The sequence below is a fragment of the Amycolatopsis sp. NPDC114484 genome (genome assembly GCF_055633755.1).
Genome location: NZ_JBVKDQ010000012.1, coordinates 257,997 through 279,496, shown reverse-complemented (window position 1 = coordinate 279,496; position 21,500 = coordinate 257,997). Strand labels below are relative to the sequence as shown.

Genomic DNA, 21,500 nt, shown 5'->3' with positions numbered 1-21,500 from the left:
CGCGCGGGCCCAGCCAGTTTGCTTGCTGCACCAGTGAACGGCCGCAGCCGCGAAGCTCGATCACCGAGCGAATCGATGGGCGAGCAGACTCCGGAGAAAGCCGCCGGGCCAACCTGATCGTCCGCAGTACCCCAGCGCGCCCTAATGATCGTGCGCTCAACCTCTCCCCGAGGCATCACCCGGCCAAGGTGCCCCGCGAGTGAACAGCCACCAAACGAATCCCCGCACCCGCAACACAACCCGGCAAACCCGCCGCCCAGCCCGCCAACCGGGCTCAACCGCTGCGCAACCGGCGATCACCCGATCGGCCAGGCGTCCCCCCGAACAGGCGGACTCAGCCGCCGCGGGAGTGAACCTCCTTGTCACCTGGGTTGACCGCACGGGCAGAACGCGTACGGTCGCAAGGGTTGGCTGTTGTCCAGAACCGTACTGCGGTCAGCGCCCCCAGCAGATCTCTGCGAAAGGAGCGCAAACCCATGACTCCCCATTTTCCCGGCGTCACCGCGCCGGTCGAATTGACTGTCCGCGCGGCCAGGAAAGCGGATGCGATCCACCTCGCCCTGGTCGGAGACCTCGACGCGGCTACCGCGCACGTTTTCGAAGCGGCGGTCGCGCCGTTGACCGGGCCGGTGGTCGTCGATCTGTCCGGCGTCGCGTTCCTGAGCTGCGCCGGCGTCCGTGCCCTGCTCGACGCGCACGACCGGATGCCCCTGTTCGCGGTCGTGCCTGGGCCGGCGCACTCGGTCCGGCGGTGTCTCGCGGTGACCGGCGCGGACGAAATCCTTTGTGTCCGCGAGACTGTCGCTGCCTGATCGAGCGAGTTTCACCGCCGCCGGGCACGGGTAGGCCGCCGATATGACGATCGAGACGAACCGCGTTCCGCAGCTCGAACTCAACAACGGCGTCCGGATTCCGCAGTTCGGCCTGGGCGTCTTCCAGATCCCGCCGGAGGAAACGGCCGCGGCGGTGCGCGAAGCGCTGGAAGCGGGGTACCGGCACCTCGACACCGCGCAGATGTACCGCAACGAAGAAGGCGTCGGCGCGGGCATCCGCGATTCCGGGGTGCCGCGGGAAGAAATCTTCGTCACCACGAAGCTGGCGAACGACGCGCAGGGCCACGACAACGCGATCAACGCGATGGAGGGCAGCCTGCGACGGCTCGAACTGGACTACGTCGACCTCTACCTGATCCACTGGCCGCTTCCGCACCAGGACAAGTACGTGGCCACCTGGCACGGTTTCGAGGAACTGCAGCGCGCGGGCAAGACCCGCGCGATCGGGGTGTCCAACTTCCAGATCCCGCACCTGGAACGGCTGGCGGCCGAGTCGGCGACAGTGCCCGCGGTGAACCAGGTCGAGCTGCATCCCGCGCTGCAGCAACCGGAACTGCGCGCCTACCACGAGGCGCACGGCATCGTGACCGAGGCGTGGAGCCCGCTCGCCCAGGGCGAGGTGCTCGAAGACCCGCTGCTGGCCGAACTCGCCGGGAAGCACGGCAAGACGCCCGCTCAGATCGTGCTGCGCTGGCACGTGCAGCTCGGCAACGTCGTGTTCCCGAAGTCGTCGTCGCCGAAGCGGATGCGGGAGAACATCGACATCTTCGACTTTTCCCTCAGCGACAGCGACCTCGACGTCCTCAGCGGTCTCGACGAAGGCCGTCGCACGGGCTTCGACCCGGATACGTTCGAAGGCTGAACCAGATCGCCCGGTCGCACGTTGTCTCCGGCAGGGAAGGAGGCAGCGTGCGACTGTCCTGTTTCGTGGTGCCCGGCGACATCGACGACCGCAGCGTGCCCAGCGGCGGCAACACCTACGACCGCCGCGTGGCCGAGCACCTGCCGGTCCGGCTGCGGCCGGTCGAAGGGACCTGGCCGGACCCCGGGGAGGACGCGAGGCGTCACCTGGACCAAGCCCTCGCCGAGGTTCCCGACGGAGCGAAAGTGCTGCTCGACGGCCTGGTCGCCTGCGGAGTGCCGGACGTCCTCGCCCCGCATGCGGACCGGCTCGACCTGGCGGTCCTCGTGCACCTGCCGTTGGCGGACGACAGCCCGCACCGCGCGGCCGACCTCGACGCCCGCGAACGGAAGACCCTCCGGCTCGCGAACCAGGTCATCGTCACCAGCGCCGCCGCCGCCCGTGCCGTCGAGAAACGCCACGGGCTCGCTACCGTCCACATCGCACCGCCAGGGACCGATCCGGCACCGCGAGCGACGGGGACCGACGGGGTATCCCAGCTGATCTGTGTCGCGGCGGTGACCCCTCGCAAGGGCCAGGACATCCTCCTGAAAGCACTGTCCGAAGTGGACGATCTGCAAGTGGACCTCGTCGGCTCGCGCACCCGAAACCCGGCCTACGCCAACACCTTGAGCCACCCCCGTGCCCGCTTCACCGGCCCGCTCGAAGGATCAGCTCTCGAAGCCGCCTACGCCCGGGCCGACCTGCTGGTCCTGCCCTCACACGCCGAGACGTACGGCATGGTCGTCACGGAGGCGCTCGCCCGCGGAATCCCGGTGCTCGCCTCGGACGTCGGCGGCATCCCGGACGCACTCGGCCGCACCCCGGACGGCGAGCGACCCGGCCTCCTCGTCCCGCCCGGCGACCCGACAGCCCTCGCGGCAGCGCTCCGAAGCTGGCGAGATGATCCTGACCTGCGGAAACGACTCCGTGCTGCGGCCGCCGCGCGAGCGCGCACACTGGAGGGGTGGGCCGCCGCGGCGGCCCGGTTGAGCGGAATCTTGGCGGTGCGTTGATGCGGTGGCTGCGACTGCTGGCCGGGGCCGCGCTCATCGCTGCGCTGTGGTGGCGGCTGGGGACCGGGGCGTTCGCCGGTGGCCTGCGCGCACTTGGCCCGGGGCCGATCGCGATCGCCCTGGTCATCGGGGCCGTGACGACGCTGGCGTGTGCCGCTCGCTGGCAGCTGGTCGCGTCCCGGCTAGGGCTGCGCCTGCCGTTCCGCGAAGCCGTCGGCGACTACTACGGCGCGCAATTCCTCAACGGCGTCCTGCCCGCCGGCGTCCTCGGCGACGTCCACCGCGCGGTTCAGCACGGACGACGCTCTGGCGACGTCGGTCGCGGCGTCCGGGCGGTCGTGCTCGAACGCGTCGCCGGGCAAACCGTCGTGGTGGCCGCCGGACTGGCCGTCGTGGTCTTCCGCCCGGAGCTGCTGCCGCGGCAGGTGCTGATCTGCCTGGGGATCGTGGCCGCGGCGCTGGTCGTGGCGGCAGTGGCGATGCGGCGACGGATCCGGCAGGTCTGGGCGGCCGACCTCCGGACCGGCGTGCTCGGAGCGTGGCCCGGCGTCACCGGCTGGTCTGTGCTGGCGGTGGCCGGGCATCTGACGTTGTTCGTGGTCGCCGCCCGGGCGGCAGGGGCGACCGCGCCGCTGAGCGTCCTGCTGCCGCTGCTGGTCCTCGCGTTGCTGGCGATGGGGATGCCGCTCAACGTCGGCGGGTTCGGCCCGCGCGAGGGCGCCGCGGCGGTTTCGTTCGCCGCCGCCGGGCTGGGCGCCGAGCAGGGCGTGACGGTCGCCGTCGGCTACGGCGTGCTCGGTCTGGTCTCGACGCTGCCCGGCGGGGTGGTTCTGGCGCTCCGCCGGATGATCCGGCGGCCGGGCCCGGACGCCCGGCCGGTATCGTCCGGCCAGTGGCAGCGGCTTTTCGGGCGATTCGGCGACGGTGGTTCGCGGCGCTGGCCGTCGTCCCCGTTCTGGCGGCCTCGGCCTGCGCGGCTTCGGACGCGGCGATCAGCCGGGCAGGCGACGTCGTGCACACCTCCGCCGGCGCCGTCCGCGGCAGTGTCGCGCCCGATCACCGGCTCTTCCAAGGCATCCCGTACGCGGCCGCACCCGTCGGAGAGCGGCGCTGGCAGCCGCCCGCCCCGGTCGAGCCCTGGACGGGGGAGCGCGACGCCACGAAACCAGGGCCCCGCTGTCCGCAGGCCGCCGCCGGAGCCCTGACCAGCGAGGACTGCCTCTATCTGAACGTCTGGACCCCGCCGTCCGAGCAGACCGGGCGGCCGGTCCTGGTGTGGCTGCACGGCGGCGCGTTCCTCGGCGGAGGCGGCGACCGCTACGGCGCCGCCCGGCTCGTCGACCGCGGCGACGCGGTGGTGGTCACGCTCAATTACCGGCTCGGCGCGCTCGGCTTCCTGGCCGATCCGTCGCTGGGCGCGGAACCGGGCAACTACGGCTTCCTCGACCAGCAGCAGGCGCTGCTGTGGGTGCGCGACAACATCGAATCCTTCGGCGGCGACCCGAACCAGGTGACGATCGCGGGGGAGTCCGCGGGCGGGATGTCGGTGTGCGACCACCTGGTCGCCCCTGGTTCGCGCGGGCTGTTCCGGGCCGCGATCATCCAAAGTGGACCGTGCCAGGCGCAGGCGACGCTGCCCGCCGCCGAACACAAGAGCGTCGAGTACGCCGCCGCGCGCGGGTGCGCTGACCGCCGGACCGCCGCGGAATGCCTGCGCGCGTTGCCGGTCGGGAAACTCCTGGCCGCGCCGGCGTACGGCTCGATCGCGGGCATCGAGATGCCCGGACCGGTCACCGGCGGTTCGGTGCTGCCCGCCAAGGTTCCGGCGACTCCGGTGCCGGTGATGCTGGGCACGACCCACGACGAGTTCACGTATTTCCTCGCCGAGCAGGCGGCGGCCGGTCGCGAAGTCACGCGGCACGGCTATCCGCAAGCGCTTGCCGCCGTGTTCCCCAACGCGGCCGCGGTCGCTCGCGAATACCCGGTGGATGCGTTCAGCGGCAACGCTTCCCTCGCGTACGCGGCGGCGGTCACCGACTGGGCGTTCGCCTGTCCGACCGCGAAGCTGGCCAGTTCGCTGCCATCGGTGTCGACCTACGAGTTCAACGACCCGACCTCACCGGCCGCGGCCGCGCTGCGAGCACCGTTCCCGCTCGGGGCCACGCACACCGCGGAACTGCCGTACCTCTTCGATTTTGCCGAGCAGCCAACAGCTTTCACTCCGGCTCAGCAACGGCTCGCCGACCGGATGGCGGACGACTGGACGTCCTTCGTCCGCGGCGGTCCGACCGGGCAGGCGGTGGCGTACCGGCCGGGCGGCGCGCAGCCGCTGACCGGTTTCGCGAAAGAACACCACTGCGGCTTCTGGGCTTCTCTACGCTGACCGCATGACCGTGCGCGCCGAAGACCTCGACGAAGCCCTCACCTGTGTTTCCGCCGCCCTCACGCCCGTCACCGGCGGCGACTGGACCCGTCCGGCGGGCGATCTCGACTGGGATTGCCGTTACACCGCAGAGCACCTCGGCGACACGCTGCTGTCCTATGCCGCCCAAGTCGTGAGCCGTCCGGCCGACCATTACGTGCGCTTCCTCGCCAAGACCGACGCCGACGCGTCCCCGGCCGAACTGCTCGAATTCGCCCTCGCCGGCGGCAGTTTGCTCGCCGCCGCGGTCCGGACCGGCCAGCCGGACGAACGCGCCTACCACCCGACCGGCAGCTCCGATCCGGCCGGTTTCGCCGCGATGGGCTGCGTGGAACTGCTGTTGCACGGCGACGACATCGCCCAGGGCCTCGGTGCCGCGATCGATCCGCCGCGCGACACCTGCGCCCGCGTCGTCGCGCGGCTTTTCCCTGAGCAGGAGCCGATTCTCGACGCTTGGGACGCGCTTCGCTGGTGCGCTGGCCGGATCGACCTGCCCGGACGGCCCCGGCGGACCGGCTGGAAGTGGCGGGGCAGCCCGCTCGAGGACCGCTCGATTCCCGAGGAGTGAACACGCCTGCCCGCGGGCTGGTCACATCCGGTAGTCTTGACCACCAGGTCGAGAGGCGCTGCAACGGACCGGTGGTCCGCCACGCTCGGCCGGCACCACCATCCAAGGGCGCCTCCGTGGACTCATGCGGAGGTGGCGATGACCCAGAACCTGCGGAACCTGCTCGACCAGCGCGTCGTCGTGCTCGACGGGGCCTGGGGCACGATGCTGCAGGGCGCCGGCCTCGCCCCCGAGGACTACCGGGCGGACTGGCTCGAAGGGCACGAGAAGGACGTCACCGGCGACCCGGACCTGCTGAACCTCACGCGGCCGGACGTCGTGCTCGACGTGCATCGCCAGTACCTCGCCGCGGGCGCGGACATCACCACCACCAACACGTTCACCGCCACCAGCATCGGCCAGGCGGACTACGGGCTGCAGGACCGCGTGCGCGAGATGAACCTGCGCGCCGCCGAACTCGCGCGCCAGGCCGCGGACGAGTTCGGCGGCCGGTTCGTGGCCGGGTCGATCGGGCCGCTCAACGTCACGCTGTCGCTGTCGCCGCGCGTCGAGGACCCGGCTTACCGCGCGGTCACCTACGAAGACGTCAAAGCCTCCTACGCCGAGCAGATCAAGGCGCTCGCGGACGGCGGCGTCGACCTGCTGCTGATCGAGACGATCTTCGACACGTTGAACTGCAAGGCCGCCATCACCGCGGCCCGCGAGGTCGCGCCGCACCTGCCGCTGTGGATTTCGGTGACCATCGTCGACCTGTCCGGGCGCACCCTGTCCGGTCAGACCGTCGAGGCGTTCTGGACCTCCGTCGCGCACGCGCGCCCGATGGTCGTCGGCGTCAACTGTTCGCTCGGCGCCGCGGAAATGCGGCCGCACGTGGAGGAACTGGCGAAGCTCGCCGACACCTACACCGCCTGCCACCCGAACGCGGGCCTGCCCAACGCGTTCGGCGGCTACGACCAGACGCCCGAGGAGACCGGCGGCATGCTCGGCGAGTTCGCCGGGGCCGGGATGGTCAACATCGTCGGCGGCTGCTGCGGCACCTCGCCCGCGCACATCGCGAAGATCGCCGAGGCCGTCAAGGGGCTTCCGCCGCGGCCGGTGCCCGCGCACGAGGCGAGCACGCGGTTCTCCGGTCTCGAGCCGTTCAAGATCGGCGCGGACACCGGGTTCGTGATGATCGGCGAGCGCACCAACGTCACCGGTTCGGCGAAGTTCCGCAGGCTCATCGAGGCGGGCGACCACCAGGCGGCGGTGGACGTCGCGCTGGAGCAGGTGCGCGGCGGCGCGAACCTGCTCGACGTCAACTTCGACGCCGACCTGCTCGAATCCGAGCAGGAGATGACGACGTTCCTCAACCTGATCGCCACCGAGCCCGAGGTCGCGCGCATCCCGGTGATGGTCGACAGTTCGCGCTGGAGCGTGCTGGAGGCCGGGCTCCGCTGCGTGCAGGGCAAGGGCGTGGTCAACTCGATCAGCCTCAAGGAGGGCGAGGGCCCGTTCCTGGAGCAGGCCCGGCGCATCCGCGACTACGGCGCCGGCGTCGTGGTGATGGCCTTCGACGAGAAGGGCCAGGCCGACACCGCCGAGCGCAAGGTCGAAATCTGTTCCCGCGCATACGATCTGCTCACCCAGCAGGCGGGTTTCGCGGGCGAGGACATCATTTTCGACCCGAACGTGCTCGCCGTCGCCACCGGCATCAGCGAGCACAACGGGTATGCGAAGGCGTTCATCGAGGCGCTGCCGCTGATCAAGGAGCGCTGCCCGGGCGCGCACACCTCCGGCGGCATCTCGAACCTGTCGTTCTCCTTCCGCGGCAACAACGTCGTGCGCGAGGCGATGCACTCGGCGTTCCTGTTCCACGCCGTGCGCGCCGGGCTCGACATGGGCATCGTCAACGCCGGCCAGCTCGCGGTGTACGAGGACATCCCGAAGGACCTGCTGGAACTGGTCGAGGACGTCCTGTTCGACCGCCGCGAGGACGCCACCGACCGGCTCGTGGAGTTCGCCGAGACGGTCAAGGGCAGCGGCACCAAGCGCGTCGTCGACCTGTCCTGGCGGGAAGCGCCGGTGGCCTCGCGGCTCTCGCACGCGCTGGTGCACGGCATCGTCGACTTCATCGAGGACGACACCGAGGAGGCCCGGCAGGCGTTCGACCGGCCGCTCGAGGTGATCGAAGGCCCGCTGATGGACGGCATGAAGATCGTCGGCGACCTCTTCGGCTCCGGGAAGATGTTCCTGCCGCAGGTCGTGAAGAGCGCGCGGGTGATGAAGCGTTCGGTGGCCTACCTCGAGCCGTACATGGAGGCGGAGAAGGCCAAGATGCTGGCCGAGGGCCGCATCGCGACTTCCCGCGGCCAGGGCAAGGTCGTGCTCGCCACGGTCAAGGGCGACGTGCACGACATCGGCAAGAACATCGTCGGCGTCGTGCTGGGCTGCAACAACTACGAGGTGATCGACCTCGGCGTGATGGTGCCCGCCGCGAAGATCCTCGACACCGCGGTGGCCGAGCACGCGGACGTCGTGGGGCTGTCCGGGCTGATCACGCCGTCGCTGGACGAAATGGTGTCGGTGGCGCAGGAAATGCAGCGGCGCGGGCTGAAGCTGCCGCTGCTGATCGGCGGCGCGACCACGTCGAAGCAGCACACCGCGGTGAAGATCGCGCCAGCGTACGACCACACCACGGTGCACGTGCTCGACGCGTCGCGGGTGGTCGGCGTGGTGTCCGACTTGCTGGACACTGACCGTGCCGACGCGCTGGACACCGCCAACCGCGCGGAACAGCAGCGGTTGCGCGTCCAGCACGAAAACCGGCACGCGACGCCGATGCTGACTCTCGAACAGGCCCGGGCGAATGCCGAGAAGGTGTCGTTCGACGAGATCCCGACGCCGGAGTTCACCGGGGTGCGGGTGTCCGAGCCGTCGATCCCCGAGCTGCGCGAGATGATCGACTGGCAGTTCCTGTTCCTGGCCTGGGAACTCAAGGGCAAGTACCCGGCGATCCTCGACCAGCCGGTCGCGCGCGAGCTGTTCGACGACGCGAACCAGCTGCTGGACGAGATCATCGAGAACGGCTCGTTCACCGCGCGCGGCGCGTATGCGTTCTGGCCCGCGCATTCCGAGGGCGACGACATCCTGCTCGACGGCGAGTACTCGGACTGGAAGTTCCCGATGCTGCGCCAGCAGACGCAGAAGCCGGAAGGCCGGGCGAACCGGTGCCTCGCCGACTACATCGCTCCCGCCGGTTTTGGCGACCATCTGGGCGGGTTTGCCGTCGGTATCCACGGTGCGGAGGACCTGGCCGCCAAGTACGAAGCCGAACACGACGACTACCGGGCGATCATGGTGAAGGCCTTGGCCGACCGGCTGGCCGAGGCGTTCGCCGAGTACCTGCACCTGGAGGCCCGCCGCCGCTGGTTCGAGCCGGACGTGCAGCCGGACCTGGCGGACCTGCACGCGGAACGCTTCCGCGGCATCCGTCCCGCGCTCGGTTATCCGGCGAGCCCGGACCACAGCGAGAAGAAGGACCTGTTCGAGCTCCTGGGCGCGGAGGAACTGGGGATCGGGCTGACCGAGTCCTACGCGATGACCCCGGCCGCCGCGGTGAGCGGGCTGATCTTCGCGCATCCGGAATCGCGGTACTTCACGGTCGGCCGGCTGGGGCGCGACCAGATGGAGGACTACGCGGTCCGGCGCGGCGAGGAACTGTCCGAAGTGGAGCGGTGGCTGCGGCCCAATCTGGCTTACTGAGCCTCCGTTTCGCGTGCCGGACCGAGTCCGTGAGGGGAACCCTGAGGGAATCAGAGTCCCTGAAGGTTCCCCTCACAGCATCTCCGTGGGCGGCCGTTCCCCAGGCCGGCTCAGGACAGCAGTTCGGCGAGCCGCTCGGTGTCGCGCAGGTACCGCTCGTACGGGAAACCCGCCTTCAGCAAGGCCTCGCGGAACTCGTCCCGGAGCGGTTTCCCGGTGTCGTGGAAGGCTGTCCGGCCCGCGTCGGTGAGGGTGACCAGCCGCCGTCGCGCGTGCTCGGGGTCTTGGCGCACCTGCACGAGCCCAGCCGATTCCAGCGGGCGCAGCGCGCGGCTGATCGCCGGGTCGGAGACCGACATCGCCTGTGCGAGCTGATGCTGCGTCGCGGGTTCGATGTCTTCCACTGTGCCCAGCAATCGCAGCTGGCTGTAGGTCAATCCGCCTGAGCCGTCCGCGCGCTGCCGCGCGGCTTCGCCCAGCAGGAACACCACTCGATGCAGCGCTTCGGCAAGTCCGTCGTCCACGGGAGCAAGCCTACCATGAGTGTTGACGAGTTAATATTAACTATGCAACACTCATCGGCATGGAGATCCCTTACGCAGCTCAGACTCTGTTCCCCCTGATCTGGCCGCTGATCGCGGTCGTCGGTGCGCTAGTCCGCACCCGGAAGAGCCCCTCGCCGCGGGCCAGGCTCGAAACCTGGCAGCGGTGGTGGGCCGTCGCCGCGCTCGGCTGCGGCAGCCTGTGGATGGTCTTCGCCTTCCTCGGCGCGCCGGGCGTGATGGCCGACGCGATCGGGTTCGCCCGCTCGCCGTTCCAGTTCGAGATCGCGTTCGCCAACCTCGGGCTCGCGGTGATGGGCTTCCGCGCCGCCTCGTCCTCGGCCACTCCTCGGGAGCGCATCACCGTCGGCCTCGGGGCCGGGATGTTCCTGTGGGGTGCGCTGATCGGCCACGTGTACCAGTGGTTCGCCAACGGCGACCACGCGCCGGGCAACACCGGTGGCGTCCTGGTCTGCGACCTGCTGTTCCCGGCGGTGCTGATCGTCCTCGCTGTGCGCTCGAAGCGACTGGCCGCCGCCAAGCAGCCCGCGCTGGTCTAACCGACCTGCGCGGCGTGACGGCTGGGTTTAGTTTCGACGCCGTGGCAAGACTCAGTGTGGTCCGATTCGGACTGGTCGCCGGGCTGGTCGTGCTCGCGGCCGGTGCGGTAGCGCTCAGCGCGGCGTCGGCGTGGTGGTGGTGGTTCCTGGCGGCGCCGTTGCTGGTGCTCGCGGCGACCGGGGTGTACGACGTGACCCAGCGGCGGCATTCGGTATTGCGGAACTATCCGGTGCTCGGGCATCTGCGGTTCTTGCTCGAAAGCATCCGGCCGGAATTGCAGCAGTACTTTGTGGAACGCAACTTCGACGGCCGCCCGTACGACCGCGATGTCCGGTCCATAGTTTACCAACGCGCCAAAGGCACTGCCGCGGAAGAACCATTCGGCACCGAGCGCGACGTGTACGCCGAGGGATACGAATTCCTCGTCCCGTCACTAGCGCCGGTGCCGGTTCCGGATACCGTTCCGCGAGTCCGGGTCGGCGGGCCGGACTGTACCCGGCCGTACGAGATGGCTTTGCTGAATGTTTCCGCGATGAGCTTCGGTTCCTTGTCCGGCAACGCGATCCTCGCACTGAACCAGGGAGCCGCCCGGGGCGGTTTCGCCCACGACACCGGCGAGGGCGGCCTGTCGGAGTACCACCTGCGCGGCGGCGGCGACCTGATCTGGGAAATCGGCACCGGCTACTTCAGCTGCCGGACTTCCGACGGAGATTTCGATCCCTCGACCTTCGCCGGCAAAGCCGCCCACGACGCGGTGAAATGCGTTTCGCTCAAACTTTCGCAAGGCGCGAAGCCCGGGATGGGCGGGGTTCTTCCGGGCAGCAAGGTGAACGCGGAAATCGCCCGGGTGCGCGAGGTGCCTAAAGGGGAGACTGTGGTTTCCCCGCCGTATCATCGAGTGTTCTCGACACCGCGTGAACTCGTGCTGTTCATCGCCCGGATGCGCGAGTTGGCGGATGGCAAGCCGACCGGGTTCAAGCTGTGCGTCGGTTCGCGGGTGCAGGTGCTGGCGGTGTGCAAGGCGATGCTGGCTGAAGGGGTTACGCCGGACTTCATTGTGGTCGATGGCGCGGAGGGCGGTACCGGTGCCGCTCCGCTGGAGTTCGCGGATCACCTTGGCACGCCGCTCACCGAGGGCCTGCACACTGTCCACAATGCACTGGTCGGCACCGGATTGCGGGACCGGATCCGGCTCGGGGCGAGCGGAAAGGTCGCTACCGGGGCGGATGTGGTGAAGAGGCTGATCCAGGGCGCGGACTACACGAACGCCGCGCGGGCGATGATGTTCGCGGTGGGGTGCATCCAGTCGCAGCGGTGCCACACGAACAAGTGCCCGGTGGGGGTCGCGACGCAGGATCCGCGCCGGGGGCGGGCGCTGGACGTGGGGGACAAGACCGAGCGGGTGCGGCGCTATCAGGAGGCGACGGTCGCTTCGGCGATGCGCATCATGGCGGCGATGGGTGTTTCGGATCCGGCGGAGCTGTCGCCGCGGTTGTTGCGTCGGCGGGTTGATGCGCGGACGGTGCTGTCGTACGCGGAGTGGTACGACTGGCTGAAGCCGGGGGAGTTGCTGGGAGAGCCGCCGAAGGGGTGGGCGGAGGAGTGGGCCGCGGCTGATCCGGACCGGTTCGCTTGAGCGGGGGCTGGTTGTGCTGCTGACCTCCGCCGGCTGATTCGGCGGCGAGACAGGTTCGCGGTCCGTGAGGGGAACCCTGACGGAATCTGATTCCCTCAGGGTTCCCCTCACGGACCTCTGCCTGGCCGTATCCGATAGGCGGCGGCGCGTGCGACCAGTTCCGGCTCACCGTTCGCCGCAACCAGCCCGACCACCCGGGACTGACGAGCCGCTCTCCGCGACTGGCCGCTTCCGAACCCGCTGATGGCCGAGCGGGCGCACGGCCAGGCGGGGGCCCGCGTTGCCGCCGACCGGCGGTCCACTGGCGATCCGTCCTCCGATCGGGCACGATCGGCAATCATGGCTTCGGGAGACGGGCAGGACGCGGGCGACCTCGAGGTTTCCGTCCGCTGGCGGGGACCGGCCGCGGTCGTGACCGTGGGCGGCGAGATCGACTTGGTCACCGCGCCGGAACTCGGCGAGTTCGTGGGCGGGGTGCTGGAGCGCGAGCCCGGCGTGCTGGTCGTGGACCTGCGCGCGGTCGACTTCCTCAGCTCCTCCGGGTTGCAGGTGCTGGCCGGCGCGCATCGCCGGCTCGACGCGGGCGCGTTGCGGGTGGTGAGCACGTCCTCGATCACCTCGCGGCCGTTCACGACCACCGGACTCGACGAGTGGATCTCGCTGTTCCCCTCGGTCGACCAGGCGCTGGCCGGGGTCGCCGGGGCGGGCGGTTGACCATGGACGTGCAGGAGGACACCCGCGCACTGAGCTGTCACGGGATCGTGGCGGAGCCGGGGGCGTTGCGCGCGTTGCGGCACCGGTTGCTGGCGTGGGCGCTGGAGTCGGGCATCCCGGACGACCGCGCGCACGACATCGTGCTGGCCGGGTACGAGGCGCTGGCGAACGTCGCCGATCACGCGTATCCGGGCGAGCCCGGGCTGGTGGATCTCGACGCGGTGTGCCGTCCGGACAGTGTCGAGGTCGTGATCGCGGACCACGGGGCGTGGCGTCCGCCGGACGACGTCGAGGACGATCCGGTTTCGGTGCGCGGGCGCGGGTTGCTGCTGGTGCAGGCGACCGCGGACCGCTCGGACGTGCGGACCAGCGCGGACGGCACGGTGGTCACCTTGGGATGGCAGCTGGACTGAGGGCCGGTCCGGTCGAGGATCCGGTCAGAGAGCGGGCCAGCGCGGACGGCATGGCGAGGTGGCAGCTGGATCGGTTGCGGCGGCCAGCGCGCGCGGCATGGTGGTCGCGTCGCGGCGGCAGCCTCGAGATCAGCTCACCGGTTCGGCGGCGCGGCGGCGCAGCAGGTACCGCTGGACTTTCCCGCTCGGATTGCGCGGCAGGTCCCGGATGAACTCGACCCGCCGCGGGTATTTGTACGGTGCGGCAAGGGATTTCGCGAAGTCCTGCAGTTCCTTCACCTTCGCGTCGTCGCCGAGGACGCCGTCGTTGAGGACCACGTAGGCGGCGACGATCGAGCCGCGGGCGTCGTCGGGGGCGGCGACCACGGCGCACTCCAGCACGTCCGGATGGCGCAGCAGCACCTCTTCCACCTCGGGGCCGGCGATGTTGTAGCCGGACGAGACGATCATGTCGTCGCTGCGGGCGCGGTAGTGGAAGTAGCCCTCGGGGTCGCGGACGTAGGTGTCGCCGGTCAGGTTCCAGCCGTCCTCGACGAAGACGGTCTGCCGGTCGTCGGCCAGGTAGCGGCAGCCGGTCGGGCCTTGGACGGCGAGGCGGCCGGGGGTGCCGTCGGGGACGGGGCGGCCTTCGTCGTCGACGATCTGTGCGCGGTAGCCGGGGACGGCGCGGCCGGTGGCGCCTGGGCGGGCGTCGTCGTCGGCGGCGGAGATGAAGACGTGCAGCATTTCGGTGCTGCCGATGCCGTCGATGAGCCAGTGGCCGGTCGCCTCGTGGAAGTCGGTCGCGACGGATTCTGGCAGGGCCTCGCCTGCCGACACCGCGCGTCGCAAGCCGGACAGCAGCGGGCGGCGGTCGGACGCCAGGATCGCCCGGTACGCGGTGGGCGCGGTGAACAGGATGGTCACGTGGTGTTCGGCGACGAGGTCCGCCAGCTCGGCCGGGGTGGCGCGTTCGATGAGCAGCGTTGCGGCGCCGGCGTGCAGCGGGAAGACCAGCAGGCCGCCGAGGCCGAAGGTGAACGCTAGCGGGGGAGTGCCGCAGAACAGGTCGGTTTCCTGGGGTTTGACCAGGTGCCGGGAGAAGGTGTCGGCGATGGCGAGCAGGTCGCGGTGGAAATGCATGGTCGCCTTGGGGCGGCCTGTGGTGCCTGAGGTGAAGGCGAGGAGAGCGACGTCGTCCGCGGCGGTGTCGACGTCCTCGAAGGTCTCGGGGCGGGCAGCGCAGCGGACGGCCAGATCGTCGGAAGTGTCGCCGCCGTAGGGGACGAGGGGGAGGTCGAAGGACTGCAGTTCCTCGGGGTACCGGTGGTCGCAGAGGGCGATGACGGGCGTGCCGGCTTCGATGATTTTCGACAGTTCGTGCGCGCGCAGCATCGGCATGGTGGCGACGGCGACCGCGCCCGCTTTCAGGACGCCGAGCCAGCACGCGGCGAGCCAGGGGGTGTTCGGTCCGCGCAGCAACACCCGGTTCCCCGGCACGACGCCCTGTGCGGTGAGTTCGTGGGCGATCTGGTTGGCGCGGGTCAGAAGGTCGCCGTAGGACCAGGATTCGGCGGGGGACAGCAGCGCGGGACGGTCGGCTCCCCAGCGCGCGATCGTGTCGTCGAGCAGGCGAGTGGCCGCGTTGAGCCGGTCGGGGTACCGCAGTTCGGGCAGGTCGAACCGCAACCGCGGCCACTGCTCGAACGGCGGGAGGTGGTCCCGGCAGAACGTGTCGACATGCGCACTCGGCTGGAGCTGCACCACGTGCCCCCAATTCGGACGACGGCCATTCACGCGTCCAGCTACTGTAATACGTTTTACGATCGTCAGGAAGACGCAACATCGGACTGCGCTCGCGGGGGCACGGAGCGCAGTCGGGACGCGGGATGTTCGAACAGGACGGTGGGGGGTGCGAGGACTTCGCTGGGCAGGGGTTCGATCGGCGAGTCTTGCTCCAGAGGCTGCGCACGGCTGATGCGGGTGCGGCGGTCTGGGCCTGGCAGGTCAGGAGCGGAGCTGCTCGCGGAATTCGGCGATGCTTCGGCGGAGGAGGTCGCCTTCGCGGAGCGGGTCTTGCTTGGCCAGCGCCCGCGACACCCGGATCGGCACGACCTGGCCGAGCGGGAGGGGGACGTCCTCGGCGGTGAGCAGGGCGATGGGCTTGCGCCGCAAGCGATGCACGGTCTCGATCAGCCGCGCCGATGCGAGGCTCCGCGAGAAGTCCGTGAAGGGAACCCGGAGGGAATCAGGGTTCCCCTCACGGAACGCGGCTGCTCAGGCGTGGGCGTCCAGATAAGCCGGATCCGGGGGAGGGATCGGGACGTCCGGTTGTCCGGCCAGGAGCTGGTTCATCGCGGCGAAGTACGGCGGTGCGGCGACCGTGCCGCCGAAGGCGCCGTGGCCGCAGTTGCCCAGGTGGACGGGGGTGCCGGGGCAGATTTCCTGGGGGCGGGGGCCGTCGGCGAAGACCATGGACGACACCGCGTAGTGGTCGACTCCGCCGACGAACGCGACGGACTCGCTTTCCTGCGTGGTTCCCGTTTTGCCGATGTCCGGGTGGGTCCAGCCGGCCGCCTGGGCCGCGCGGGCGGACGTGCCGACGGTGGTGTCCTGGCTCAGCCCCGCCTCCAGCGTGTTCGCGACGCCGGGCGGGATCACCTGTTCGCAGGCCTGCTGATGCAGCGAAACCGGCTGGCCGTGGCGGTCGGTGACGGACAGGATCGGGTTCGGCGGGCACCACATCCCGCCGCTCATCAGGGTGGCCGAGACGTTCGCCATTTCCAAGGGGCTCACCGGGCTGTTGCCGAGGGTGAACGACAGCAGGTTCTGGAAATACTGCGACTGCGGTTCGTTGTATTGCGGATTCTTCGACCGCGCGTCGGCCGGGTCGGTGATCGGCTTGCTGCCCGCGTCGTTGGTCGCCATGGTGTTGCGCAGGCCCAGCTTCCGCGCCATGTCCAGCACGGCGGGCATGCCCACTTGCGACTCCAGGCCGACGAACGCGACGTTCGGCGACGTCGCCAGTCCCGTGGCCAGCGAGATCGGGTTCGGATAGCTCGTGCCGTCGTTGCTCACCGGATAGCAGTGCGTGTACCGGTTCATGTCGGGCGGGTTGAAACAATCGCTGAACGGGTTCGGCAGCGGCGTGTTCAGGCCCGCTTTCCCGGTGACCATCGCCGCGGCCGAGGTGAAGATCTTGAACGACGAGCCCGCGCCGAACTTGTTGCTCGCGTCGGCGACGATGTTCGTCGACGTCTCGCCCTGGCCGGGATCGGTGCCGTAGTCGCGGTTCGCGACCATCGCGAGCACCTGGTGCCCGTCGCTGCCGGGCTGCACGATCGCGAAGGTGTTCGCGACGCCGTCCTGGGTGGTCGGCACGTTCGCGTTCACCGCGTCCTTCGTCACCTGGCTCACGTGCGGGTCCATTGTGGTCTTCACGGTGTACCCGCCGGTGTCGATCTGGTCGGCGGTGAGCCCGGACTGCACGAGGTAGCGCACCGCGTACGCGCAGAAGAACCCGGCGTCCGGGGCCGCGCCGAGGCACGTGCTCGACGGTGCTTGCGGCCGCGAACCGCTGAGGCCCAGCGGAGTCGCCTTCGCGGTCGCCCCGTAGGACGCCGGGATCGAGTGCGCGGACACCATCGAATCGATCACCAGATTGCGCCGTTGGAGCGCCTTGTCCGGATGCGTGTACGGGTTGTAGACGTTGGGGTTGTTCACCATCCCGGCCAGCAACGCCGCCTGCGGCACGGTCAGTTTGTCCGCTGTCGTCCCGAAATACGCCTGTGCGGCGGCTCCGACGCCGTAGACCGTGCCGGTGTACTCGACCACGTTCAGGTAGTCGGCCAGGATGTCGTCCTTCGACACGGTCTGGCTCAGCTGCACGGCCATCTTCGCCTCGCGCAGCTTGCGCGCCAGCGAATCCTCCTGGTCCCGTTGCTGCGCCGCCTTGTTGTCGCGGTCCACGACGTTCACGAGGTAGTTCTTCACGTACTGCTGCGTGAGCGTGGACGCGCCCTGCAGATTCCCGCCGGAACTGTTGTGCACCGCGGCGCGCAGCATGCCCTGCGGGTCGACGCCGCCCTCGCTGTAGAACCGGCGGTCTTCGATGTCGACGATCGCGGCTTTGATCGCCGGGGAGATCTGCGCCGGGGTGACCGGAACGCGGTACTGCGCGTACAAAGTCGCGATCGTCCCGCCGTCGCGGTCGGTGACCGTGGTGACGAGCGGCGGCTCCGCGTGCACGAGATCCGCGGAAATGGAGTCGACGGAATCGCTCATCTGGTTGGACAGCACGCCGGCTCCGATCGCGACCGGGGCCAGCGTGCCCGCGACGAGAATTCCGGCCAGCACGCACAATCCGAGAAACGGGGCTATCCCCCTGCGACGAGACACGGTTCCCACGTTATGCCTGTCCCGGTGAGAAACCGGTGTGCGGACGAGGGTGTTTCATCGAGCCAGCCTTCCGAGCAGAGCCGAAGCGACCGCGATCGCCAGTGCGGTCGCACCCGCTAAGACACCGAAGTCCGCTCCGAGGTTCGCGGGGGTGCCGATCAATAACCCCCGCAAGGCGTCGACTTGATAGCTGAGCGGATTCGCGTGGCTCAGCACCTTGAGCCAGGACGGCATCAGGTTCACCGGATACAGCGCGTTGGACCCGAAAAACAGCGGCATCGTGATCGCCTGGCCGATTCCCATCAGCCGTTCGCGCGAAAGCGCCAAACCGGCGATAACGATCGAAAGGCAGCAGAAAAAGGCCGAACCGAGCACAACGGCCGCCGCGGCGCCCAGCAGCCGCAACGGATTCGCGGTCAGCCCGACCCCGAGCAGTGCGGCGAGAATCACCACGATGAACGCCTGCACGAGCGCGCGCACCCCGGCGGCGAACGCCTTGCCCGCCACCAGCGCCGCGCGCGGCGTGGGCGTGACGAGCAGCTTCGCGAGGACGCCCGCGTCGCGTTCCCAGATGATCTGGATGCCGTAGAAGATGGAGATGAACAGCGCGGACTGGGCGAGGATGCCGGGCGCGAGATAGTCGAGGTAGGGCACCGGGCCGGTCGGGATCGCGCGCAGCCGGGTGAACGTTTCGCCGAAGATGAGCAGCCACAGCGCGGGCTGGATCGCCCGGGTGAGCAGTTCGGTCTGGTCGCGGCGGAGTTTTTGCAGTTCCACCAGGCACATCGCGCCGACCCGGGAGAACAGCACGCGCAGCTGTCCCAGCGGGCCGGGGTCAGCCGAGACGGCGGGCGGTGCGGCGAGCGGCACGGACATCGCGGATCCCTCCTGCGTCGAGCGCGTTCCCGGTGACGGTCCGGAAGACGTCGTCCAAAGTGGACTCCGGGCCGAGCCCGGCTTCGAGGTCGGCCGGGGTGCCGAGCGCGCGGATCTTCCCGGTGTGCATCAGCGCGACGCGGTCGCAGTACTGCTCGGCCTCGTCCAGGTAATGAGTGGTGACGAGCACGGTCATCCCGGTTTTGGCGCGGATCTCGGAGATCCGCTCCCAGACCGCCGAGCGCGCCACCGGGTCGAGGCCGATGGTCGGCTCGTCGAGGATCAGCAGCCGGGGCGAGCTGACCAGTGCCTGCGCCAGTTCCAGCCGGCGGATCATGCCGCCGGAGTAGCGGCCGGCCGGGCGGTCCGCGTCGTTCTCCAGCCCGACCAGTTCCAGCGCCTGGCGCACTTGCGCGGCGCGCTGGGCCCTCGGCATGTCGAAGAGCCGGGCGAACAGCGACACGTTCTCGCGGCCGGTGAGCGCGCCGTCGGCGGAAAGCTGTTGCGGGACATAGCCGATCAGCCGGCGGACGGCCATCCGGCGGCGGGCGACGTCGAGTCCGAAGACGCTGATGCGCTCCGAGGAGACGGGCAGAAGCGTCGTGACCATCCGGAGCGTGGTGGTTTTCCCGGCTCCGTTCGGGCCGAGGAGGCCGAAGACCTCGCCGGCCTCGATGGCGAGATCCACGCCGTCGACCGCGACGGTGGCGCCGAAGGAGTGCCGCAAGCCGGTGCAGCGGACTGCCGGTTCGCTCATGCCGCCGCCTCCTTGGGGAGTTTCACGCCGGAGCAAGCTGCGCTCATGTGTCCTCCTTGAGCACCTCGGTGAGCCGTTCGAGAGCGGGCAGCGCGGCGACGATCGCCGAGGTGTCCTCTTCGGACAGTTGAGTGAGTGCGGCGGAAACGAGCCCGATGCGGGCGCGCCGCCAGGCCGCCATCCGGTCCCGGGCCGCGTCGGTGAGCTGCAGCCGCGCGGCCCGGCGATCGGCCGGGTCGACTTCGCGCCGCAGCAGGCCGGCGTCGGTGAGCACGTTCACGAGCGTGCTCACCGAGTTCCCGGCCAGGCTCAGCTCCCGGGCCGCCGCCGCGACGCCGATTCCCGGATTCCGGTGCACCACGCGCAGCAGTTCCACCTGCGAGCCCGGCAGATGCGGTCCGGGGAGTTCGGTCCGCACCCGGCGGCGCACGACCCGGCGTACGCCGAGCACGGCGGTGAGAACACGTTCGGCGAGGTCCATCCGGGGTGCGGGCATGCCGCAAAGTTAGCTCTGACCCAGAGTTATTAGCAACACTAAATGTCTTGTTCGCCGGAAGCCTGCCGATTCATCCCCGGCGCAGGAGAAGGGCGACGCCCAGCGCGATCATCGTGGCCGCGATCACGCCGTCCAGGATCCGCCAGGCCGCGGGCCGGGCGAACACCTCGGACAGCCGCCGAGCGCCGAGCCCGAGGGCGCTGAACCAGACCGCGCTCGCGACCACTGCGCCGATCCCGAAGAGCCAGCGGCTGTCGCCGTGTCCGGCCGCGACGGACCCGACGAGGAGAACGGTGTCGAGGTAGACGTGCGGGTTGAGCCAGGTGAGCGCGAGGCAGGTGAGGAGCGTGCGCTTCGGCGAGGTCAGGTCTGCGGGCGAGACGGCCAGCGTGCCCGGACGGAAGGCGCGGCGCGCGGCGAGGATCCCGTACCCCACAAGGAAGAGCCCGCCGACGATCGCGATCACCTTGATCCCTGACGGCCACCGCCGCAGCACCGCCCCGATCCCGCTCACCCCGGCGGCGATGAGGATCGCGTCGGACAGCGTGCACACGAGGATCACCGGCACGACGAGGCCGCCGCGCACTCCTTGGCGGAGCACGAAAGCGTTCTGCGCGCCGATGGCGACGATGAGGGACAGGCCGGTGCCGAATCCGGCGCTGAGCGCAGCGATCACCCTGCCGACGTTAAGAGCCGGAGCGACCATTATTCCAGGTAAAGATTCTGAACTAAGATAAGCGATCGTGATGTCCGATCTTCCGCTCGACCAGGTCCGCACCTTGCTCGCGGTGGTGGACGAGCAGTCGTTCGACCGCGCCGCGGCGGTGCTGCACGTGACTCCGCCCGCGGTGAGCCAGCGGGTGAAGGCGCTGGAACAGCGGATCGGCCGGGTGCTCGTGCTGCGGTCGAAACCCGTGCGGCTCACCGAATCCGGCGAGGTGCTGGTGCGGTTCGCGCGGCAGTTGACCCGGCTCGAAGCGGACACTCGCGCGGAACTCGGCCTCGGCGGTCCCGGCTTGCCGACGACGCTGCCGATCGCGGTCAACGCGGACTCGCTGGCCACCTGGTTCCTGTCCGCGCTCGAAGAGGTGCCCGCCGAGCCGCCCGTTTCGTTCGACCTGCGCAGCGACGACCAGGACCACACCGCCGCTCTGTTGCGCGAGGGACTGGTGATGGCCGCGATCACGGCGACGCCGCAGCCGGTGCAGGGCTGCACGGTCAGCCGTCTCGGCACGATGCGGTACCGAGCGGTGGCGTCGGCGGAGTTCGCGCGGCGCTGGCTGGACGGCGGCTCGCTGGCCGAGCGGCTGCCTGCCGCGCCCGCCGTGCTGTTCGATCGGAAAGACGATCTGCAGGACCGGTTTCTGCGCCGCCTGACCCGCCGCAAGCTGCCGGGCCGGGTCCGGCACTACGTCCCGGCTTCGGTGTCCTTTGTGGACGCGGTGGCGGCCGGGCTGGGCTGGGGAATGGTGCCGGACCTGCAGCTGGCGGGGAGGGAACTGGTCGATCTCGCGCCGGAACGGGCGGTGGACGTGGTGTTGTACTGGCAGCAGTGGAAGCTCGACTCGCCGTCGCTGGCCGCGGTGGCGGAGGCCGTGGGCAGGGCCGCCGGGCGCGCGCTCGGACCGTGACCGCGGATCGGCA

The 21,500-nt window shown here is 69.9% G+C and carries 19 protein-coding genes, 1 pseudogene and 1 riboswitch; of the genes and pseudogenes, 12 read left to right on the top strand and 8 right to left on the bottom strand.

Features of this window, described 5'->3' with window-relative positions; all coding sequences use genetic code 11:
- Nucleotides 1-476 precede the first annotated feature (476 nt).
- The 7 genes and pseudogenes from ACZ7SW_RS28235 (at nt 477) to metH (ending at nt 9,484) form a co-directional block, all read left to right on the top strand.
- Nucleotides 477-812 (top strand): STAS domain-containing protein, encoded by a 336-nt coding sequence (locus ACZ7SW_RS28235; RefSeq protein WP_470233379.1) that lies wholly within the window; start codon nt 477-479, stop codon nt 810-812.
- A 43-nt stretch (nt 813-855) separates the two neighbouring features.
- The gene (locus tag ACZ7SW_RS28230; protein WP_470233378.1) at nt 856-1,695 is read left to right on the top strand and encodes an aldo/keto reductase; all 840 of its coding nucleotides are present in this window, start codon (nt 856-858) and stop codon (nt 1,693-1,695) included.
- A gap of 53 nt (nt 1,696-1,748) precedes the next feature.
- A complete protein-coding gene (locus tag ACZ7SW_RS28225) occupies nt 1,749-2,750 on the top strand; it encodes a glycosyltransferase family 4 protein (RefSeq protein WP_470233396.1) in 1,002 nt (333 codons plus the stop codon).
- A pseudogene (locus ACZ7SW_RS28220) lies at nt 2,750-3,559 on the top strand (lysylphosphatidylglycerol synthase domain-containing protein); the annotation flags it as partial. The gene ACZ7SW_RS28225 and the pseudogene ACZ7SW_RS28220, both read left to right, overlap by 1 nt.
- Before the next feature lie 203 nt (nt 3,560-3,762).
- Complete coding sequence (locus ACZ7SW_RS28215; RefSeq protein WP_470233377.1) at nt 3,763-5,133, top strand: carboxylesterase/lipase family protein; 1,371 nt, start codon at nt 3,763-3,765, stop codon at nt 5,131-5,133.
- Between the two features lie 4 nt (nt 5,134-5,137).
- Entirely contained in the window at nt 5,138-5,740 is a 603-nt protein-coding gene (locus ACZ7SW_RS28210; protein WP_470233376.1) for a maleylpyruvate isomerase N-terminal domain-containing protein, read from the top strand.
- 44 nt (nt 5,741-5,784) lie between these two features.
- A riboswitch (S-adenosyl-L-homocysteine riboswitch) is annotated at nt 5,785-5,861 on the top strand.
- 17 nt (nt 5,862-5,878) lie between these two features.
- Nucleotides 5,879-9,484 (top strand): methionine synthase, encoded by a 3,606-nt coding sequence (metH, locus tag ACZ7SW_RS28205; protein ID WP_470233375.1) that lies wholly within the window; start codon nt 5,879-5,881, stop codon nt 9,482-9,484.
- A 110-nt stretch (nt 9,485-9,594) separates the two neighbouring features.
- Here the strand turns inward: metH and ACZ7SW_RS28200 are convergent, their stop codons facing one another.
- Nucleotides 9,595-10,008 (bottom strand): MarR family winged helix-turn-helix transcriptional regulator, encoded by a 414-nt coding sequence (locus tag ACZ7SW_RS28200; RefSeq protein WP_470233374.1) that lies wholly within the window; start codon nt 10,006-10,008, stop codon nt 9,595-9,597.
- A 59-nt stretch (nt 10,009-10,067) separates the two neighbouring features.
- On the opposite strand from ACZ7SW_RS28200, the gene ACZ7SW_RS28195 reads away from it, so the two are divergent.
- From ACZ7SW_RS28195 to ACZ7SW_RS28180, 4 genes are all read left to right on the top strand, one after another.
- Nucleotides 10,068-10,586, top strand: coding sequence for a DUF6790 family protein (locus ACZ7SW_RS28195; protein WP_470233373.1), 519 nt, complete (start codon nt 10,068-10,070; stop codon nt 10,584-10,586).
- Nucleotides 10,587-10,627: 41 nt separating this feature from the next.
- Nucleotides 10,628-12,223 (top strand): FMN-binding glutamate synthase family protein, encoded by a 1,596-nt coding sequence (locus ACZ7SW_RS28190; protein ID WP_470233372.1) that lies wholly within the window; start codon nt 10,628-10,630, stop codon nt 12,221-12,223.
- Nucleotides 12,224-12,562: 339 nt separating this feature from the next.
- Nucleotides 12,563-12,937, top strand: a complete 375-nt coding sequence (locus ACZ7SW_RS28185; RefSeq protein WP_470233371.1) for an STAS domain-containing protein — start codon at nt 12,563-12,565, stop codon at nt 12,935-12,937.
- A 2-nt stretch (nt 12,938-12,939) separates the two neighbouring features.
- A complete protein-coding gene (locus tag ACZ7SW_RS28180; protein ID WP_470233370.1) occupies nt 12,940-13,350 on the top strand; it encodes an ATP-binding protein in 411 nt (136 codons plus the stop codon).
- Between the two features lie 129 nt (nt 13,351-13,479).
- On the opposite strand, the gene ACZ7SW_RS28175 is transcribed toward ACZ7SW_RS28180, so the two are convergent.
- From ACZ7SW_RS28175 to ACZ7SW_RS28145, 7 genes are all read right to left on the bottom strand, one after another.
- Nucleotides 13,480-15,093, bottom strand: coding sequence for an AMP-binding protein (locus tag ACZ7SW_RS28175; protein WP_470233395.1), 1,614 nt, complete (start codon nt 15,091-15,093; stop codon nt 13,480-13,482).
- Nucleotides 15,094-15,336: 243 nt separating this feature from the next.
- Nucleotides 15,337-15,504: a hypothetical protein gene (locus ACZ7SW_RS28170; protein WP_470233369.1), complete on the bottom strand. Its 168-nt coding sequence runs from the start codon at nt 15,502-15,504 to the stop codon at nt 15,337-15,339.
- 102 nt (nt 15,505-15,606) lie between these two features.
- Entirely contained in the window at nt 15,607-17,736 is a 2,130-nt protein-coding gene (locus ACZ7SW_RS28165; protein WP_470233368.1) for a transglycosylase domain-containing protein, read from the bottom strand.
- Nucleotides 17,737-17,781: 45 nt separating this feature from the next.
- A complete protein-coding gene (locus ACZ7SW_RS28160; protein ID WP_470233367.1) occupies nt 17,782-18,603 on the bottom strand; it encodes an ABC transporter permease in 822 nt (273 codons plus the stop codon).
- Nucleotides 18,563-19,360, bottom strand: a complete 798-nt coding sequence (locus ACZ7SW_RS28155; RefSeq protein WP_470233366.1) for an ABC transporter ATP-binding protein — start codon at nt 19,358-19,360, stop codon at nt 18,563-18,565. The genes ACZ7SW_RS28160 and ACZ7SW_RS28155 overlap by 41 nt, the downstream gene beginning before the upstream one ends.
- Nucleotides 19,361-19,403: 43 nt before the next feature.
- Nucleotides 19,404-19,856 (bottom strand): MarR family winged helix-turn-helix transcriptional regulator, encoded by a 453-nt coding sequence (locus tag ACZ7SW_RS28150; RefSeq protein ID WP_470233365.1) that lies wholly within the window; start codon nt 19,854-19,856, stop codon nt 19,404-19,406.
- A 70-nt stretch (nt 19,857-19,926) separates the two neighbouring features.
- Nucleotides 19,927-20,532 (bottom strand): LysE/ArgO family amino acid transporter, encoded by a 606-nt coding sequence (locus ACZ7SW_RS28145; RefSeq protein WP_470233364.1) that lies wholly within the window; start codon nt 20,530-20,532, stop codon nt 19,927-19,929.
- Between the two features lie 70 nt (nt 20,533-20,602).
- Here ACZ7SW_RS28145 and ACZ7SW_RS28140 point away from each other — a divergent pair, with 70 nt between their 5' ends.
- Nucleotides 20,603-21,487, top strand: coding sequence for a LysR family transcriptional regulator ArgP (locus ACZ7SW_RS28140; RefSeq protein WP_470233363.1), 885 nt, complete (start codon nt 20,603-20,605; stop codon nt 21,485-21,487).
- The last annotated feature ends 13 nt before the right edge of the window (nt 21,488-21,500 follow it).

What these genes read in the sequence shown, in the direction of transcription:
- ACZ7SW_RS28235 (WP_470233379.1), top strand. Translation starts at nt 477, where the DNA reads ATGACTCCCCATTTTCCCGGCGTCACCGCGCCGGTCGAATTGACTGTC.
- ACZ7SW_RS28230 (WP_470233378.1), top strand. Translation starts at nt 856, where the DNA reads ATGACGATCGAGACGAACCGCGTTCCGCAGCTCGAACTCAACAACGGC.
- ACZ7SW_RS28210 (WP_470233376.1), top strand. Translation starts at nt 5,138, where the DNA reads ATGACCGTGCGCGCCGAAGACCTCGACGAAGCCCTCACCTGTGTTTCC.
- metH (WP_470233375.1), top strand. Translation starts at nt 5,879, where the DNA reads ATGACCCAGAACCTGCGGAACCTGCTCGACCAGCGCGTCGTCGTGCTC.
- ACZ7SW_RS28195 (WP_470233373.1), top strand. Translation starts at nt 10,068, where the DNA reads ATGGAGATCCCTTACGCAGCTCAGACTCTGTTCCCCCTGATCTGGCCG.
- ACZ7SW_RS28185 (WP_470233371.1), top strand. Translation starts at nt 12,563, where the DNA reads ATGGCTTCGGGAGACGGGCAGGACGCGGGCGACCTCGAGGTTTCCGTC.
- ACZ7SW_RS28180 (WP_470233370.1), top strand. Translation starts at nt 12,940, where the DNA reads ATGGACGTGCAGGAGGACACCCGCGCACTGAGCTGTCACGGGATCGTG.
- ACZ7SW_RS28160 (WP_470233367.1), bottom strand. Translation starts at nt 18,603, where the DNA reads ATGTCCGTGCCGCTCGCCGCACCGCCCGCCGTCTCGGCTGACCCCGGC.
- ACZ7SW_RS28155 (WP_470233366.1), bottom strand. Translation starts at nt 19,360, where the DNA reads ATGAGCGAACCGGCAGTCCGCTGCACCGGCTTGCGGCACTCCTTCGGC.
- ACZ7SW_RS28150 (WP_470233365.1), bottom strand. Translation starts at nt 19,856, where the DNA reads ATGCCCGCACCCCGGATGGACCTCGCCGAACGTGTTCTCACCGCCGTG.
- ACZ7SW_RS28140 (WP_470233363.1), top strand. Translation starts at nt 20,603, where the DNA reads ATGTCCGATCTTCCGCTCGACCAGGTCCGCACCTTGCTCGCGGTGGTG.